This is a genomic window from Kocuria sp. GQ42 (assembly GCF_059758435.1).
This window is the reverse complement of sequence record NZ_JCAXEN010000001.1, coordinates 468,382-483,613: the sequence shown is the minus strand read 5'-3', so window position 1 is coordinate 483,613 and position 15,232 is coordinate 468,382. Positions and strand designations below refer to the sequence as shown.

Sequence of the window (15,232 nt, the reverse complement as noted above, 5' to 3'; positions counted from 1 at the left end):
GGGGTCCCGCACCCCCGCCCGACCAGGTCCGGGACCGCGGTTCGGGGTAGGTTGGACCAATGCGCAGCCCCAGCAACTACACCGACGACCTCCGCCTCGCCCACATCCTGGCCGACGCCGTGGACCGCCTGACCATGCGCCGGTTCAAGGCCCAGGACCTCACGGTGGAGACCAAGCCCGACCTCACCCCCGTGACGGACGCCGACCGCGAGGCCGAGCAGCTCATCCGCACCCAGCTGGGGCGCGCGCGCAACCGGGACGCCGTGATCGGCGAGGAGTACGGCGCCACCGGCAGCGGCGCCCGGCAGTGGGTCGTGGACCCCATCGACGGCACCAAGAACTTCGTGCGCGGCGTGCCGGTGTGGGCCACCCTGATCGCCCTCGTCGACGAGGGCCGGCCGGTGGTCGGCGTGGTCTCCGCGCCGGCGCTCGGCCGCCGTTGGTGGGCGGCGGCCGGCACGGGCGCGTTCACCGGCAAGTCCCTGGCCAACGCCCAGCGGATCCACGTCTCCCAGGTCGGGCGGCTGTCCGACGCCTCGCTGTCCTACTCGTCGCTCACCGGGTGGCGGGACCGCGGGGTGCGCGAGCGCTTCCTGGAGCTCACCGACGAGGTCTGGCGGACTCGGGCCTACGGCGACTTCTGGTCCTACTGCCTCCTCGCCGAGGGCGCCGTGGACATCGCCTGCGAGCCCGAGCTCAGCCTGCACGACATGGCCGCGCTGGTGCCCGTGGTCGAGGAGGCCGGCGGCCGGTTCACGTCCCTCGAGGGCGAGCCCGGGCCTTTCGGCGGCAATGCGCTGGCCACCAACGGCCTGCTGCACGACGAGGTGCTGGGGCTGCTCGCGACCGGCTCCTGACCCGCCCGCGCGACGACGGGGGCCCGCACCGGCCGGTGCGGGCCCCCTTCGTCGTCGGTCTCCGGCCGGGGTCAGAGGTCCTGGCCGGTGAAGCCCATCTCCCGCTCGATGCACTGCTGGAACGCCGCCTGGTCCGAGGAGTACTGCGAGCAGGCCTCCATGGCCGGCCCGAACTCCCCGAACAGCGCCCCGAAGAGCACCAGGAAGAGGATGCTCGCCAGGATCGCCAGGACGCTGAGCACGATGCCGATGATCGGCAGGGCCTTGGACGCGCCGGGCGTCCTGCCCAGCTTGCGCAGCGCCACGATGCCGAGCACCAGGCCCACGAGGCCCGGGACGATGCCGAGCACGAACCAGCACGTCAGCAGCGCCACGATGCCCAGCACCAGGGAGGCGATGCCCAGCCCCGTGCCGGCGGGCTTCGGGCTCGCGCCGTACTGGTTCATGTCGTACTGCCCCTGGTAGCCCTGCTGCCCCTGGTAGCCCGGGCCGCCGTACTGGCCCTGGTCGTACTGGCCCTGGCCCTGGTAGCCCTGGCCGCCGTACTGGCCCTGGCCGTACTGACCCTGGTCGTACTGGCCCTGGCGGTACTGGTCCTGGTAGCCCTGCTGCCCCTGGCCGTAGGAGTCCTGGCCCTGTTGGCCCTGGTCGTACTGGCTCTGGTAGCCCTGCTGCCCCTGGCCGTACTGCGGCGTGGCGTACGGGTCGCCGGCGCCGCCCTGGCCGGAGCGCGGCGGCTCGTAGGAGGGTCCCGAAGGTGCTCCCTCGACGCGCTGACCGTACTCGGGCGGGTCCTGGCGACCGGAGCTCGACGACCCGCCGGCACCGGTGCCGCTCTGGTCTGGCGTGTTGTCGTTGTGGCTCATGGCGTTGCCCTTTCGGTCGTCTGCGGTACGCCACCAGCTTGTCACACGGCCCGCCGGGACGTGCCCCTTCCCCGGGCGGCGGCACGGCGCCCGCCCTGCCCCGGAACGATCCGGGCACGAAAAAACCGGGGAGCGCCTCGCGGCGCTCCCCGGTCAGGGATCTCGTGGAGATGGGGGGAATTGAACCCCCGTCCGATGCAGCATTGTCAGGGCTTCTCCGGGTGCAGTCTGCGTGGCGTTTTCTCAGTCCCGGCCCTCGTGCAGACACGTGGCCGACGGACTCAGTCGCGAAAGTGTTCTCCAGACGCCCGCGACGAACGGCTGGAGCAGTGGCCTCCTGATTGATGCCAGACCCCGGGTCGAAGGCGAACCCGGGCTGACAGTCACCTAAGTAGTCTGGTTGCGCTTACGCCGCGAGGGCGAAGGCGTTCTGAGACTTGGCGACGTTGCTCTGAGAATTGGCAACTATTGTTTTACAGAGAGCGTTTACGAGATAACTCTGCGTCCTCGACCCGCTTCCCCTGTCTCAACTCACATCGTCGAAACCGATCATCCCCGTATTTTGTTGTCAAGCGTCCCGCCGCAGCGGGATACACCACTCTACCGCGCGGTACTCGCCGACCGCAAGCATTCGCCCCCGGATGCTCAGCCCAGGTTCTTGTAGCGCATGGCCCGCTGGGCCTCGCGGTTGTCCTGCTGCTCCCGCAGGGTCTGGCGCTTGTCGTACTCCCGCTTGCCCTTGGCCACGGCGATCTCGACCTTGGCCTTCTTCCCGTCCACGAAGTAGAGGGACAGCGGCACGATCGTGAAGCCGGACTCCCGCGTCTTCTGCTGGATCTTGTCCATCTCGCTGCGGTGCAGGAGCAGCTTGCGGCGGCGGCGGGCGGAGTGGTTGGTCCACGACCCCTGCAGGTACTCGGGGATGTGGACGCCCTCGAGCCACAGCTCGCCGTCGGTGAACTGGCAGAACCCGTCCACGAGCGAGGCGCGCCCCATGCGCAGGGACTTCACCTCGGTGCCCATGAGCGCGAGACCCGCCTCGTAGGTGTCGAGGATGTGGTAGTCGTGCCGGGCCTTCTTGTTGTTGGCGACGACCTGGCGACCGGTGTCCTTCTTGGCCATGGGCCTCCTCCCTGGGGACGGTGCGGACGGGAACGTGCCGCGCACCGGGGCACGCGGCAGATCCTCCATCCTACGCCACGGCCATCTTGCGGGACCACGGCCGGCACCCGGACCCGGCGGCGCCCCGCCCAGGAGCGTCGCCCCAGGTCACCCCCGCCGCACCCGGTAGGCTGGGCGGATGCTGGAGCCAGTCCCCACCGAGCGCCCGCCTGCCGCGGACGTCCTGTACCTCGTCGGCACGAGCGGTCACCCGAACTTCGGCGACGAGTTCATCGCCGCCTCGTGGCTGCGCTTCCTCGCCCGCGCCCGGCCCGGCGCCGAGGTGTGGCTCGACTGCCCCCACCCGGGGCTGGCGTCCCACCTCTTCGACGGCCTGCACCCGGGGCTGCGGACCACCGACACCCTGTGGCGGCTCGCCTTCGAGACGACCGGGATGGACCCGGCCGCGGCGGACGCCCACGTGGACCGGGTGGTGACGCACCTGGGGTCCCCGCGCTACGACCTCGGCCTGCTCGGCGCCCGGCGCGCGGGCTCCGTGCACTTCCTCGGGGGCGGGTACCTGAACTCCATCTGGCCGCACCACGCGCGCCTGCTCCGGGCGGCGCTGCGGCTGCGCGAGGTCTCCGGGGCGCGGCTGGCCGCCACCGGCCTGGGCCTGGCCCCCGCCACCGACGCCGAGGGCCTGCGCGCCGCGCTCGGCGCCTTCGACCACGCCACGGTCCGTGACGCGCCCAGCGCCCAGCTCGCCCGCGCCGACCGCGCCCCCGACGACGCCTTCCTCGGTCTGCCCGGCCTCGCGGGCTTCACCGGCGCGCCCGCCGAGGGGGCGGGCGACGGCGACGTGTGGGTGTGCCTGCAGAGCGACATGACCGAGCCCGGGATCCTCGACGGCGCCGTCGCCGCCGTGCGGACCGCGCTGACGGGTCCGGCCCTGGCCGGCCGGACCGTGCGCTACCTCGAGGCGATCCCCGGCGCGGACCGCGCGGCCTTCGACCGGCTCGCCGACCTCGTCCCCGAGGAGAACTTCGTGCCGTTCACGCGGCTCTGGCAGGAGGGCTTCCCCGCCCGGCCCGGTCAGACGTGGCTCACCTCCCGGTTCCACTTCCACCTGCTCGCCGCCGCGTGCGGCGCGGAGGGCACCGCGCTGGAGGTCAGCCCCGACTACTACCGCGTCAAGCACCAGTCGCTGCTCGAGGCCGGCACGGGGTGGTCCGTCACGCCCACCGGCGGCACGGAACCGTCCGCGCCCGCCCGGTCGCACGCCTTCCCGGCCACGGCCGCGCGGCTGCACCGCACCAAGCTGCGGGAGGCGGAGGAGCTGTACCCGGCGGCGGCGGCCCCCGAGGACGGTCCCGCCGGGACGGAGCCCCGCACCCGGCCGGGACGGACGGTGGCGCGCTTCCTGCGCCGCTGAGCGCCCGCCCGCCAGGGCACCGGGCCCCGGCCGGTCGCGGGACCGGCCGGGGCCCGGGCAGGGGTCCCGCGGGAGCTCAGGCGTCGGCCGGGGCGTGGCGCTGATCGGCGCGCCAGCGGATCCCGGCGTCGACGAAGCCGTCGATGGCGCCGTCGAAGATCGCGGAGGGGTTGCCCTCCTCGTGGTTGGTCCGCAGGTCCTTGACCATCTGGTACGGGTTCAGGACGTAGGAGCGCATCTGGTCGCCCCAGGACGCCTTGACGTCCCCGGCCAGCTCCTTCTTCTTGGCGCTCTCCTCCTCCTGGCGCTGCAGGAGCAGCCGCGACTGGAGCACGCGCAGCGCGGCGGCGCGGTTCTGGAGCTGGGACTTCTCGTTCTGCATGGACACGACGATGCCCGTGGGGATGTGGGTCATCCGCACGGCGGAGTCCGTGGTGTTCACGGACTGCCCGCCGGGGCCCGAGGAGCGGAAGACGTCCACCTTGATCTCGGACTCGGGGATCTCGATCGAGTCGTCCTGCTCGATGAGCGGGATGACCTCCACCGCCGCGAACGAGGTCTGGCGCCGCCCCTGGTTGTCGAAGGGGGAGATGCGGACGAGCCGGTGGGTGCCGGCCTCGACGGAGAGGGTGCCGAAGGCGTAGGGGGCCTTGACCTCGAAGGTCGCGGACTTCAGGCCCGCCTCCTCCGCGTAGGACGTGTCCAGGACGGTGGTCGGGTAGCCGTGGCGCTCCGCCCAGCGCAGGTACATGCGCATGAGCATCTCGGCGAAGTCGGCGGCGTCCACGCCGCCGGCGCCGGAGCGGATGGTCACCACGGCCTCGCGCTCGTCGTACTCGCCCGAGAGCAGGGTCTGGACCTCCAGCCGGGAGAGCGCCTTCTTGACCGCGGCGAGCTCCTCCACGGCGAGCTCCAGGGTCTCCGCGTCGTCCTCCTCGGCGGCCAGCTGCACCATGACCTCGATGTCGTCGATGCGGCCGCCCAGCTTCTCGAGCCGCTCGAGGTCGGACTGCTTGTGGGAGAGCTTGGAGGTGATCTTCTGCGCCGCGGCCTGGTCGTCCCACAGGTCCGGGGCGGTCGCCTGCTGCGAGAGCTCGGCGATGTCCCGCTTGATGGCGTCGACGTCGCTCACGGCCTCGATGGACGCGAACGTGGAACGGAGGGCGGAGATCTCTGCCGGGAAGTCAAGGGAGGCCATGGAAGCCAAGATTATCCCATGGGGGCAAATCACCCCGGCCCGGCCCGGCGCCCCTCTGGCAGGATGGTGCCGAGAGGAAGGAAGCACGATGCGCATCCCTCGCACGCTGGCCCTGGTCCTCGCCGGCGGGAAGGGCTCCCGGCTCGGCGCCCTGACCGAGAAGAAGGTCAAGCCCGCCCTGCCCGTGGCGGGCACCTACCGGCTCATCGACGTCGCCCTGTCCAACCTCGTGCACTCCCACCTCTCGGACGTGTGGGTCGTCGAGCAGTTCCTCCCGCACAGCCTCAACCAGCACCTGGCCAACGGGCGTCCCTGGGACCTCGACCGCACCCACGGCGGGCTCCAGGTCCTGCCCCCGTACCAGGGCACCGAGGGCGAGGGCTTCGCCGAGGGCAACGCGGACTCGCTCTACCGGCAGAAGGACCTGATCCGCGACTTCGCCCCGGACCTCGTCCTGGTGCTCAGCGCCGACCACCTGTACACGCTGAACTTCCTCGACGTGATCGACACCCACCTCGAGCGGGGCGCCGACCTGACCGTGGTCACCACGCTCGTCGACGAGGACCCCTCCCGCTACGGCGTGGTGCAGACCGACGACGACGGCCGCGTCACCGGCTTCGACTACAAGCCGGACGAGCCCCGGGGGCGGCTGGTCGCGGCCGAGATGTTCCTCTACGACGCGGAGAAGCTGCTGGAGGCCCTGGACCTCGTGCACGAGCAGGAGGGCGGGCTCGAGGACTACGGCAACGACCTGGTCCCGTGGTTCGTGGCGCACCGCACGGTGGTGGAGCACCGCCTGGACGGGTACTGGATGGACCTGGGCACCCTGCAGTCCTACTGGACCGCCCACATGCAGATGCTCGACGGCGACGGCGTGGCCCTGGACGACCCCGGCTGGCCGATTCTCTCGGCCCAGCCGCAGCGGGTGCCTGCCCGGATCGCCGGCAGCGCCGAGCTGCGCGGGTCGATGGTCGCCGCGGGCGCGACCGTGCGCGGCGCCGTGGAGCACTCGGTGCTCGGCCCCGGCGTCGTCGTCGAGGAGGGCGCCACGGTGCGCAGCTCCGTGCTGCTGGACGGCGTCCGGGTGGGGCCTGGGGTGACCCTCGAGAACGTCCTCGCCGACACGGGAGCCGACATCTCCGCGGGTGCGCACGGCGCTGCGGGCGCCGTGACCCTGATCGACGGCACGGGCGCCGTGGCGGCCACCGAGGCGTTCGACCGCGGGGCGGTCCTGCCCCGCGGTCACTGAGCCGTCCGCGGACCGGTCCCGCCGGGGCAGGACCCGCCGGGGCAGGACCCGCCCGGGACGGAACCTGCCCGGACGGGACGCTAGTGGGCGTGGCGGTAGGGCTGCGGCTCGGGCAGGCCGGCGCGGGCACGCACCCGCCGGCCGAGGCGCTCGATGGAGGTCAGCGCCGCGGCGACGTCGTCCGCCCGCACGGTGAAGGGCATGCTGTGGATGGTCTCGCTCTCCACGGTCGCGGCCCGCGCCACGGCCCGGATCTCCTCGGTGTCCTCCGCGCGCAGCCCGATCTCCGTGAGGGTGGTCGGCAGCCCGACCCGGGTGGTGAACTCGATGAAGTCCACGATCTCCGAGCTCGGGGCGCCCTCCAGGACGAGCTGGGTGATGGAGCCGATGTTGACCTTCTGCCCGTGGGCCAGGCCGTGGGTCTGCGGCGCCGCGGTCAGGCCGTTGTGGACGGCGTGGGCCGCCGCCAGTCCGCCGGACTCGAAGCCGAGCCCGGAGAGCAGGGTGTTGGCCTCGATGACCTTCTCCAGTGCCGGGGTCACGACGTGGTCCCGGGCGGCGTCCATCGCGACGAGGGCGTTGTCCCACAGGACGTCCCAGCTCAGCCGGGCCAGGGCGGTGCCCGTGAGGGTGGCCGTGCCCCCGGCCATGGTCAGCGACCCCGAGGCGGCGGTGGCCCTGGCCTCGAGCCAGGTGGCCAGGGCGTCGCCGACGCCCGCCGCCAGGAACGTCGCCGGCGCGTTGGCCACCAGCTGGGAGTCGACGAGGACGAGGTCGGGGTTGCGGGGGAAGAACCGGTACTCCTCGAAGACGCCCTCGTCGGTGTAGACGACCGCCAGCGCCGAGGTCGGCGCGTCGGTGGAGGCGACGGTGGGGACGCTGACCCACCGGATCCCGGCGAGGAACCCCGAGGCCTTGACCGCGTCGATGGTGCTGCCCCCGCCCACGGCCACGGCCACGTCGGCCCCCGCCGCGCGGATGACCGCCGTGAGCCGGTCGATCTCCCCGGCCGAGGGGATGCCGTTGAAGGTCTCGCGCGTGGTCGCCATGCCGGCCCGCGTCAGGGACGCCTCCACGTCGTGGCCCACGAACCCCCAGACGACGTCGTCGGCCACCACCAGGGGTGTCTGCCCGACGGCGGCGAGATACTCTCCCAGGCGTGCGATGGCGCCCGGTCCCTGGACGTAGCGTCCTGGGCTGATGACGGAGCGGACGGGAGCGTCCATGGCCTTCTCCTTCGACGACGGGGCCGGCAGGTCGTTCCCCCTGCCGTCCGGGATGCTGTCCCGGGTGCCCGCCAGCGTAGGAACGTCCCCGCGGTCGGCGCCAGGGACGTTCTCGCCGGGTGAGAAACCGGGGAGGCGTCGCCGTCGCGTCCCGCCGTACGGGCCGGACGGCGTCCCGGTCCTCACCGCGTGGTCATCACCCGGTAGTGCTCCTCGACCTGCTTCCTGGGCAGCTCCTTGGTGTAGACCGCCACCTTGCCGACGGCCCCGTCGAAGAACGACCTCAGGTCCCGGGTGCCCACGCGGAACGGCGCGCTGCCGCGCCGGGGCACGACGACCGTGCCGTCGTGCTCCAGGTCGTCCTGGTCCATGCGCTGCCCGTTGCGGTAGATCTTCGTGTAGCCGTGCGGATAGTCCCCGCCCTTGACGTTGGCATTGATGACGAGCACGTAGTGGATCCACTCCCCCTTGCGCACCGGCACCTGGAAGTAGGACCCCGGCCCCTCTCCTCCGGCCGGGTTGAACGCGTAGCCGGAGATGCGGTTGGGCCGGTTCTCGGAGTTGCTCTTCGAGTACATCCGCGCCACGTACTCGTGGTTCCTCGGCGCGCCCTTGCCCATCCAGTGCACGTACCCCGAGCCCTCCTGGGACCGGAAGTCCAGCGCGTCGGGGCGCATCCACGCCTCGACGGTGAGCACGCCGCGCGTGCCGGCGCTGACGGCGGCGGCGTCGGGCACCTGGAGGTACTGACCGGTGCCGTCGAAGTCCGCGGCCGGGTCGCCGTTGGGCAGGGTCGCCCGCTTCGGCTTGCCGTGGTAGCTGCCGTGGAGCCTGCCCACCAGGTCCTTCTCCGTGCCCGCACCGGGGCTGCGCATGGCCCAGTACGCGGCGGGTCCGTCCCTCCGGACGGTGTCGTCGTAGGAGAGCGGGCGGGCCGCGCTCCGCAGGACGTCCCCGGGATCGTCCCGGGCGGCCGACGACGGAAGCCCTGCGATGCCCAGCGCCAGCGCGAGCAGCAGCGTCAGCACGCCCTGCACCGGCGCGCTCCACCGTCCCCGCGCGCGAACAGTACTCATGTCGAGACCTCGATGTGGTGTCGGACGGGACCGCCCGCACCGGTTGCCCCCGTGGTGCGCGTCCCGCTCACTGCGGTGCCGGCCGTGCGGCCGCACCGGACGTCGTCGCGACACCTCCTCCCCACCAGGACCGATGCGCTCACGAGGACCGGTCCGGAGGAACATCCCTCGGCACCAGCGTGCGCCGCCGCTCCCGGCCGGTCAATGAGATCGCGCCGAACAGCACCCGAACGGTGACCATCCCCGTCGCCCGGTCCGGGGCCGGCCCTGACGTCTGCGAGCGCCGTGCCTGACGCACCGGCCGAACCGCCCCCGGAGCGGCCGCGCAGGTCAGCGGAACCAGGTGGGCCGCGTCATCGACCCAGTCGTGCGCGGGCCTCGCTCGTGGCGGTGATCGGGATGCCGTCGGGCACCAGGAGGTTGACCACCGGCGGGTGCACGACGGCGGTCAGGGTCACCTCCGCGGTCCGCCCGTCCGGGCTCCCGGTGGGTGCGGCCAGGGCCAGGCCCGGCGTCCCGGCCCAGGCGCTGACGGTGTCGAGGTAGGCGGTCGCCGCCCCCGCCACGGCGTCGTCGTCCAGGACCGTGACGGGCGGGGCGCCGCCCGTCCCCGGCTCCAGCGCCACGAACGTGTCGGCCGCGGCGAGCGCGGCGTTGTCGGCCAGCACCTGCAGCTTGCGCTCCCCCACGTAGACCGCGGTGACCCCCATGACCACGACCGTGAGCAGGAGCAGCACGACCGCGAAGCCGATGACCAGGATCGTGACCTGCCCGTCGTCCCGGTCCTCGTCCCGGCCCTCGCCCCGGTCGTGGCCCCGGTCGTGGTCCCGGCTCCCGGCCCGGCGCGGGCCGGGGACGGCGGTCCGCCCGCTCATCCGTAGCGGCCGATCACGACCGTGGCCGAGGACGTCAGCACGGCCACGTCCAGATCCGTGAACCCGGGCACCAGCGGCAGCGGGACCTCCAGGGTGGCGTGCACCGTGGCCACCGCACCGGGCGCCGCGCACGCCCCGTCGGAGCACTCGAGGCGGAGCGCCAGCCGGTCGGGCGCGAAGCCCTGGTCCGCGGCCGCCAGCTGCGCCGCCGCGGTCAGCCCGGTGTCCGAGAGCGCACCGGGCTCGGCACGGGCCAGCACCTGGGACGCCTGCTGCGCGGCGGCCACCACCCCGAAGGCCCCGGACTGGACCTGGGCCACCGCGAGCACGAAGTAGACCACGGGGACGAGCAGCAGCGTGCCCAGCGCGACGAACTCCACGACCGCGCTGCCCTCGTCACCGTCCGCAGGGCCCCCGAGCACATCGGGCGGCCCGGCCGCACGAGCCGCCCCGGTCGCTCCGGTCGAGGCGGTCGAAGCGGTCGATGCCGTCGATGCCGTTGCTCCGGTGGAGGCAGTGGCCTCAGTCGCCGAGGACGGCATGGCCGCGCACCTCCAGGGAGTCGGGCGGACCGAACAGCGCCACCACGGGCAGGGGAGAGACCACCGTGATCTCCAGGGTCCGCAGCTCGCCCACCGCCGCGGTGGTCGCGACGACGTCCTGGGCGTACCGGGGGCCGAGGGCACCGGAGACGATCCGGCGGGTCCGCTCGACCCCGTCCTCGGGCGAGCGGTCGGCCAGGGTGCCGTACCGGGCGCCGGCCGCGGCCGCGTCGATCAGCGTGTTGCGCACGTGCAGGGCCAGGGCCAGCTGCAGCGTGGCCGCGAAGATCATCGCCACGAGGCCGGCCACCATGACGTACTCGACCACCGCACTGCCCCGGTCCGTCTCCGGGGGCCCGGCGCCCGGCCGGGCGCGCTCCTCGTCCATCCTCAGTTCTGGCTCACGCGCGCCATCGCGTCCTGGAAGAGCCCCTCCAGGGCCGGCTGCGCCACCAGCAGCAGCCCGGCCACGAGCACCGCGGACATCAGGGTCAGCATCACCCAGCCGGGGACGTCCCCGCGGTCCGGATCATCGGCGGTGAGCCGCTCGCGCAGCGCGGCGAGGGCCAGGGCGAGGACGCCGAGCAGGGCGGCGAGCCGGTGGAGGTGTGTCATGGGTGTGTCCTTTCCTGGAGGGCGGCCGGTCCCCGGCCGCCCGGATGAGAGGTCAGAAGCCGAGCTCGAGCACGGCGATCCCGGGGAACACGGCGAACACGACCGTCAGCGGCAGCACGCAGAACACGAGGGGCACCATCATGGCGATCTCCTTGCGCCCGGCGGCCTCCATCAGCTCGCGCTTGTCGTTGTCCCGCACGTCCTGGGCCTGGGCCCGCAGCACGTCCGCCAGGGGCGTGCCGCGCTCGATGGCCACGACGATGCCGTCCACGAACCGCCCGATGGGCGCCACCGGGGTGCGCGCGGAGAAGTCCTGGAGGGCGTGCACGAGTCCGGCGCCGGACCGGGTCTGTGCGAGCACCGCGCGGAACTCCGCCGTGAGCTCTCCCTCGGCGACCCGGCACACCCGCTCGAGCGAACCCACCGCGCTCTCCCCCGCACCCACCGACAGCGCCATCAGCTCGGCGACGGCGGGGAACTCGGCCAGCATCCGGGCCTCGCGGAGCCGGATCCGCCGGCTCAGCAGGTGCCCGCGCAGCAGGTGCCCGGCGGCCGTGGCCGCGCCCACGGCCAGCAGCACCCCGCCGGGGCCCGTGCCCCAGCGCGCCTCGGCGGCCACCCCGAGCAGGACGCCGAGCAGCAGGCCCCCCGTCGCGCACAGGAGCTGCTCGGCGCGGAAGTCCGCCGCCGTGGTGCTGACGCCCGCCCGGACCAGGCGTCCCTCCAGGGCCGCCGACGGGGCGGCGTGCCGGAACACGCGGTGGGCCAGCCCGCGCACGACCGGGTCCAGCCCCGCTGCGGCCCGGCCGGGTGTCCGGGCCGAGCGGCGCCCGGGGCGGGCGAGCAGCGCCGACTCGACCTCCACCGAGCGCAGCTGCGGGGCGATCCGGGTCGCGAAGGACGGCCGGCCGGTGACCCGGGCACCGGTGAGCACCAGCCACAGCCCGGCGGCGTGCACCAGGCCGAGGAGCACCAGCAGGGCGGGGGAAGCACTCACCGCAGCACCCGCTCGGGCTCGGGCAGCGCCCCGATCCGCAGCATGAGGCGGTAGGCGATCGTGGAGACGAGCAGCCCGCCGATCAGCACCAGGGCGCCGGCCGGGGTGTCGTAGGCCCGGATCGCGGCGGGCTGGGTGGCCATCAGCGCCAGCACGATCCACGGTGCGGCCACCGCCAGCCGCGCGGCGTTGACCGTCCAGGACTGCCGGGCCTCCAGCTCTCCGCGGGTGCGGGCGTTCTCCCGCAGGAATTCGGACAGCGTGCCGAGCAGCCGGCCGAGGTCGGTCCCGCCCACCTCCCGGGTCACCCGCAGGGCCTCGACGATGTTGTCGGCCACGGGGTCGGCCAGCCGGTCCTTGAGCAGGGTGAGCGCGCCCTGCAGCTGCCCCGAGGCGCGGTAGTCGGCGGCGAACCGGGCGAAGGCCGGGCGCACCGGCTCGGGTCCGCGGTACTGCAGCTGGATCAGCGCCTCGGGCAGGGACATCCCGGCCCGGATCGCCGAGCGCAGGTGGTCGACCACGTCGGGCCACACCTCGCGCAGGGCGGCCGCCCGGCGCCGGGCCCGGTGCTGGACCACCGCCAGGGGAACCCATCCGCCCAGGACGGCGGCGCACAGGCCGAGGACCGCCGCGCCGGTGACCGCAGTGACGAGCAGTCCGCTCAGCGTCCCGGCCGCGGCGCAGGCGGCCAGCAGTCCCGCCGGACCGACCCGGGCCAGGTCCGCGCGCAGCAGCAGCTCGCGCAGCCGGCCGGGCCGGCGCGGGCCGGCCGCGCGCGGCGCCTCCTCGGCCCAGCAGGACCACCAGAGCAGGAACACGCCCGCCCCCAGCAGCACGCCCAGCGCCGCGCTCACCGCGCTGCTCCGACCGGGCCGTCGTCCACCAGCAGCTCGCTCACCCGGTGCCCGGCCCGCTCGAACTTCCACGCCGCCGGCGCCTCGGCGGCCACTGCCAGCAGGGCGCCGTCCGTCTCGGCGAAGACCGGGTACGTCTCGATCACGCCGTTCTCGACCCGGTTGCCGATCGCGAGGATCTCGCTCACCCGGCGGCGGCCGTGCCGGTCCCGGTGGCAGTGCACCACGAGGTCGAAGCACGAGGCCACCGTGGGCACCACGAACCCGGAGCTGATGTTCTCCCCCGCCAGCAGCGGCAGGGTGCAGATCTTGGTCACGGCGTCCCGGGCGGAGTTGGCGTGCAGGCTGCACATCCCCGGGAGGCCGTGCTCTGTCAAGCGGCAATCAAACGGTAAGCTTTGTCTTATGCCTTCCGCTGTGATCTACGCCCGCATCAGTCAGGACCGCGCTGGGGCTGGGCTCGGAGTAGAACGCCAGACCGAGGACTGCCGGGAACTGGCCGGGCGGCTGGGTTGGGACGTGGTGCGGGTATTCACCGACAACGACGTGTCCGCGTTCAACGGCCGCCGCCGCCCCGCCTACGAGGACATGCTGCGCACCCTGGAGTCCGGGGGTGTGGACGGCGTGCTGTGTTGGCATACCGACCGGCTGCACCGTTCCCCGCGGGAGCTGGAGCGGTATATCGACCTGGCCGAGAGGCACAACATCACCACGCATTCCGTTCGCGCCGGGGCCCTCGACCTGGCGACGCCCTCGGGGCGCATGGTCGCCCGGATGCTTGGAGCAACCGCGCGGTACGAATCCGAACACAAAGCTGATCGTGTGAAACGGGCCATGCACCAGGCCGCCAAGGACGGGAAGTTCACGGGTGGGCTCGTGCCGTTCGGCTGGGAGATCGTGGACGGGCATCCGCGCCTGGTGAAGTCCGAGGCCGCTGAGGTACAGCGAGCCGCTCAGGCGGTGCTCATGGGCAAGTCCCTGGGGTCGATCATCCAGGACATGAACGCCCGCGGCGTCAAGACCCGCACCGGGCGCCCGTTCAGCTACGCCACCCTGCGGCAGATTCTCTTGCGGCCCCGCACCGCCGGGCTCGCCAGCTTGTACGGCGAAGTCCTCGGGCCGTCCGAGTTCCCTGCCCTGCTCCTCCGGGACGAGTGGGAAGCCGTCCGCCACAAGTTGATGAATCCGACACGGCGCAAGTCGCAATCGAACCGGATCAAGCACCTGCTCGCAGGGCTGGCACGGTGCGGTTACTGCGGAGCGCGGATGAAGTCAGCATCAGCGAGCAACCGGGACGGCTCCAAGCGGACGGTGTACCGGTGCGAAAAGGTGGGCGGTGGGCCGGGGCACCCTGTCCGCGACGCGGCGCCGATTGAGCATCTGGTCACGGAAACTGTTGTGGGCATTTTGTCCCGCCCGGACGCGACCGCCGTCCTGGCCCGAGGGAAGGGCACCGACTTGGGGCCGCTGACCGCGGAATCTGTGACGCTGCGGCAACGCCTCGAAAGCGCCGCTGACCAGTTCGCGGACGGGGACATCACCGGGGCGCAGTTGGCGACCATCACCGCCCGCATCCAGGACAAGCTTGCCGCCAACGCCGCCGCGGTGGCTGCCGCGCAGCCCTCCCCCGCGGTCGCTGACATGCTGTCCGGCGGGGACGTACAAGCCCAATGGGAGGCCGCCAGCCTGGAGACGCGCCGCGCCGTGATCGACTCGCTCATGACCGTCACCGTGCATCCGATGGGTCGCGTGCACAGCAAAATATTCGACCCAACTACTGTGACAATCACGCCGCGGATGGTTGAGGGGTAAATAACCACCATTGCGGCCACTTTGAGACAATTTGTCGCCTCTCCGACAATTGGGAGACATTAGGGGAATTGCAGGCGTCGTAAACTGTCGCTATTCTTTACGACGTAGCCGCGTGGGATCAGCTCGGGATCGTGAGCGCGGGAAACAAACACCAAAGCGTGCCAAGGCAAAAAGCACATCGCGTGACCGGACCGGCCGAGCGGTCCCTATGAGTCGCGGAGCCGTGCAGGTAAACCAACCTGCGAGGACTCCACGATGGGACCCTTTCCCGTACCCCAGGCCAGCAAAACGGCCCCGAATCTCATCCTGAAAAGCGAAGCGGCAAAACGCCTCAGCGTCTCCGAACGCACCATTGAACGACGCGCACGGGCCGGGTATCTGACTAAGTACCGCACGGGGCCCAAAGCGGTCCGCTTCGATCTGGCGGAAGTCGTCGCCCTGGCACAGCCCGTCGCTGAGCAGAACGGGGTCGCGGCATGACCGCCCCCGGCCGCCTGTCGTCGGCATCAGCGAAAGCCATCACTGCCCA

General features: G+C 72.6%; 16 protein-coding genes, 1 other RNA gene and 1 pseudogene. 5 read left to right on the top strand and 13 right to left on the bottom strand.

The window, feature by feature from the left end; translation table 11 throughout:
* Positions 1–59: 59 nt before the first annotated feature.
* Entirely contained in the window at positions 60–857 is a 798-nt protein-coding gene (gene hisN, locus AC6CH6_RS02245) for a histidinol-phosphatase (RefSeq protein WP_017833662.1), read from the top strand.
* A gap of 71 nt (positions 858–928) precedes the next feature.
* On the opposite strand, the gene AC6CH6_RS02240 is transcribed toward hisN, so the two are convergent.
* From AC6CH6_RS02240 to smpB, 3 genes are all read right to left on the bottom strand, one after another.
* The gene (locus AC6CH6_RS02240; RefSeq protein ID WP_498253883.1) at positions 929–1,723 is read right to left on the bottom strand and encodes a DUF4190 domain-containing protein; all 795 of its coding nucleotides are present in this window, start codon (positions 1,721–1,723) and stop codon (positions 929–931) included.
* A 162-nt stretch (positions 1,724–1,885) separates the two neighbouring features.
* Positions 1,886–2,280, bottom strand: a transfer-messenger RNA (tmRNA) gene (gene ssrA, locus AC6CH6_RS02235).
* A gap of 88 nt (positions 2,281–2,368) precedes the next feature.
* Complete coding sequence (smpB, locus tag AC6CH6_RS02230) at positions 2,369–2,845, bottom strand: SsrA-binding protein SmpB (protein ID WP_017833660.1); 477 nt, start codon at positions 2,843–2,845, stop codon at positions 2,369–2,371.
* Between the two features lie 178 nt (positions 2,846–3,023).
* Here smpB and AC6CH6_RS02225 point away from each other — a divergent pair, with 178 nt between their 5' ends.
* Complete coding sequence (locus AC6CH6_RS02225) at positions 3,024–4,259, top strand: polysaccharide pyruvyl transferase family protein (RefSeq protein WP_498253882.1); 1,236 nt, start codon at positions 3,024–3,026, stop codon at positions 4,257–4,259.
* Between the two features lie 76 nt (positions 4,260–4,335).
* Here the strand turns inward: AC6CH6_RS02225 and prfB are convergent, their stop codons facing one another.
* Positions 4,336–5,457, bottom strand: a complete 1,122-nt coding sequence (gene prfB, locus AC6CH6_RS02220) for a peptide chain release factor 2 (protein ID WP_498253881.1) — start codon at positions 5,455–5,457, stop codon at positions 4,336–4,338.
* Between the two features lie 88 nt (positions 5,458–5,545).
* Here prfB and AC6CH6_RS02215 point away from each other — a divergent pair, with 88 nt between their 5' ends.
* Positions 5,546–6,706, top strand: a complete 1,161-nt coding sequence (locus tag AC6CH6_RS02215) for a glucose-1-phosphate adenylyltransferase family protein (protein WP_498253880.1) — start codon at positions 5,546–5,548, stop codon at positions 6,704–6,706.
* Positions 6,707–6,786: 80 nt separating this feature from the next.
* Here AC6CH6_RS02215 and AC6CH6_RS02210 read toward each other — a convergent pair whose 3' ends face one another.
* From AC6CH6_RS02210 to AC6CH6_RS02170, 9 genes and pseudogenes are all read right to left on the bottom strand, one after another.
* Positions 6,787–7,932, bottom strand: a complete 1,146-nt coding sequence (locus AC6CH6_RS02210; protein WP_133411270.1) for a glycerol dehydrogenase — start codon at positions 7,930–7,932, stop codon at positions 6,787–6,789.
* Positions 7,933–8,114: 182 nt separating this feature from the next.
* Positions 8,115–9,008 carry a LamG-like jellyroll fold domain-containing protein gene (locus AC6CH6_RS02205; RefSeq protein WP_498253879.1) on the bottom strand — a complete coding sequence of 298 codons (894 nt, stop codon included), beginning with the start codon at positions 9,006–9,008 and terminating at the stop codon, positions 8,115–8,117.
* Positions 9,009–9,361: 353 nt separating this feature from the next.
* Positions 9,362–9,883: a pilus assembly protein TadG-related protein gene (locus tag AC6CH6_RS02200; protein WP_498253878.1), complete on the bottom strand. Its 522-nt coding sequence runs from the start codon at positions 9,881–9,883 to the stop codon at positions 9,362–9,364.
* Positions 9,880–10,263, bottom strand: coding sequence for a hypothetical protein (locus AC6CH6_RS02195; protein ID WP_498253877.1), 384 nt, complete (start codon positions 10,261–10,263; stop codon positions 9,880–9,882). The genes AC6CH6_RS02200 and AC6CH6_RS02195 overlap by 4 nt, the downstream gene beginning before the upstream one ends.
* Before the next feature lie 142 nt (positions 10,264–10,405).
* Positions 10,406–10,813, bottom strand: a complete 408-nt coding sequence (locus AC6CH6_RS02190) for a TadE/TadG family type IV pilus assembly protein (protein ID WP_133411273.1) — start codon at positions 10,811–10,813, stop codon at positions 10,406–10,408.
* 2 nt (positions 10,814–10,815) lie between these two features.
* On the bottom strand, positions 10,816–11,040 hold the full coding sequence (locus AC6CH6_RS02185) for a hypothetical protein (RefSeq protein WP_133411274.1): 225 nt from the start codon (positions 11,038–11,040) through the stop codon (positions 10,816–10,818).
* A 52-nt stretch (positions 11,041–11,092) separates the two neighbouring features.
* Positions 11,093–12,037, bottom strand: coding sequence for a type II secretion system F family protein (locus AC6CH6_RS02180; protein WP_133411275.1), 945 nt, complete (start codon positions 12,035–12,037; stop codon positions 11,093–11,095).
* Complete coding sequence (locus AC6CH6_RS02175) at positions 12,034–12,891, bottom strand: type II secretion system F family protein (RefSeq protein ID WP_498253876.1); 858 nt, start codon at positions 12,889–12,891, stop codon at positions 12,034–12,036. Before AC6CH6_RS02175 ends, AC6CH6_RS02180 begins: the two co-directional genes overlap by 4 nt.
* A pseudogene (locus AC6CH6_RS02170) lies at positions 12,888–13,256 on the bottom strand (CpaF family protein); the annotation flags it as partial. The gene AC6CH6_RS02175 and the pseudogene AC6CH6_RS02170, both read right to left, overlap by 4 nt.
* Before the next feature lie 52 nt (positions 13,257–13,308).
* Between AC6CH6_RS02170 and AC6CH6_RS02165 the strand changes: the two are divergent.
* On the top strand, positions 13,309–14,703 hold the full coding sequence (locus tag AC6CH6_RS02165; protein WP_498253875.1) for a recombinase family protein: 1,395 nt from the start codon (positions 13,309–13,311) through the stop codon (positions 14,701–14,703).
* Between the two features lie 255 nt (positions 14,704–14,958).
* Positions 14,959–15,183 carry a helix-turn-helix transcriptional regulator gene (locus AC6CH6_RS02160; RefSeq protein ID WP_498253874.1) on the top strand — a complete coding sequence of 75 codons (225 nt, stop codon included), beginning with the start codon at positions 14,959–14,961 and terminating at the stop codon, positions 15,181–15,183.
* Positions 15,184–15,232 lie beyond the last annotated feature (49 nt).

Excerpts from the sequence above, each read along its gene's own strand:
- hisN (WP_017833662.1), top strand. The coding sequence starts at position 60 with ATGCGCAGCCCCAGCAACTACACCGACGACCTCCGCCTCGCCCACATC.
- AC6CH6_RS02240 (WP_498253883.1), bottom strand. The coding sequence starts at position 1,723 with ATGAGCCACAACGACAACACGCCAGACCAGAGCGGCACCGGTGCCGGC.
- smpB (WP_017833660.1), bottom strand. The coding sequence starts at position 2,845 with ATGGCCAAGAAGGACACCGGTCGCCAGGTCGTCGCCAACAACAAGAAG.
- AC6CH6_RS02225 (WP_498253882.1), top strand. The coding sequence starts at position 3,024 with ATGCTGGAGCCAGTCCCCACCGAGCGCCCGCCTGCCGCGGACGTCCTG.
- prfB (WP_498253881.1), bottom strand. The coding sequence starts at position 5,457 with ATGGCCTCCCTTGACTTCCCGGCAGAGATCTCCGCCCTCCGTTCCACG.
- AC6CH6_RS02215 (WP_498253880.1), top strand. The coding sequence starts at position 5,546 with ATGCGCATCCCTCGCACGCTGGCCCTGGTCCTCGCCGGCGGGAAGGGC.
- AC6CH6_RS02210 (WP_133411270.1), bottom strand. The coding sequence starts at position 7,932 with ATGGACGCTCCCGTCCGCTCCGTCATCAGCCCAGGACGCTACGTCCAG.
- AC6CH6_RS02205 (WP_498253879.1), bottom strand. The coding sequence starts at position 9,008 with ATGAGTACTGTTCGCGCGCGGGGACGGTGGAGCGCGCCGGTGCAGGGC.
- AC6CH6_RS02200 (WP_498253878.1), bottom strand. The coding sequence starts at position 9,883 with ATGAGCGGGCGGACCGCCGTCCCCGGCCCGCGCCGGGCCGGGAGCCGG.
- AC6CH6_RS02190 (WP_133411273.1), bottom strand. The coding sequence starts at position 10,813 with ATGGACGAGGAGCGCGCCCGGCCGGGCGCCGGGCCCCCGGAGACGGAC.
- AC6CH6_RS02185 (WP_133411274.1), bottom strand. The coding sequence starts at position 11,040 with ATGACACACCTCCACCGGCTCGCCGCCCTGCTCGGCGTCCTCGCCCTG.
- AC6CH6_RS02160 (WP_498253874.1), top strand. The coding sequence starts at position 14,959 with ATGGGACCCTTTCCCGTACCCCAGGCCAGCAAAACGGCCCCGAATCTC.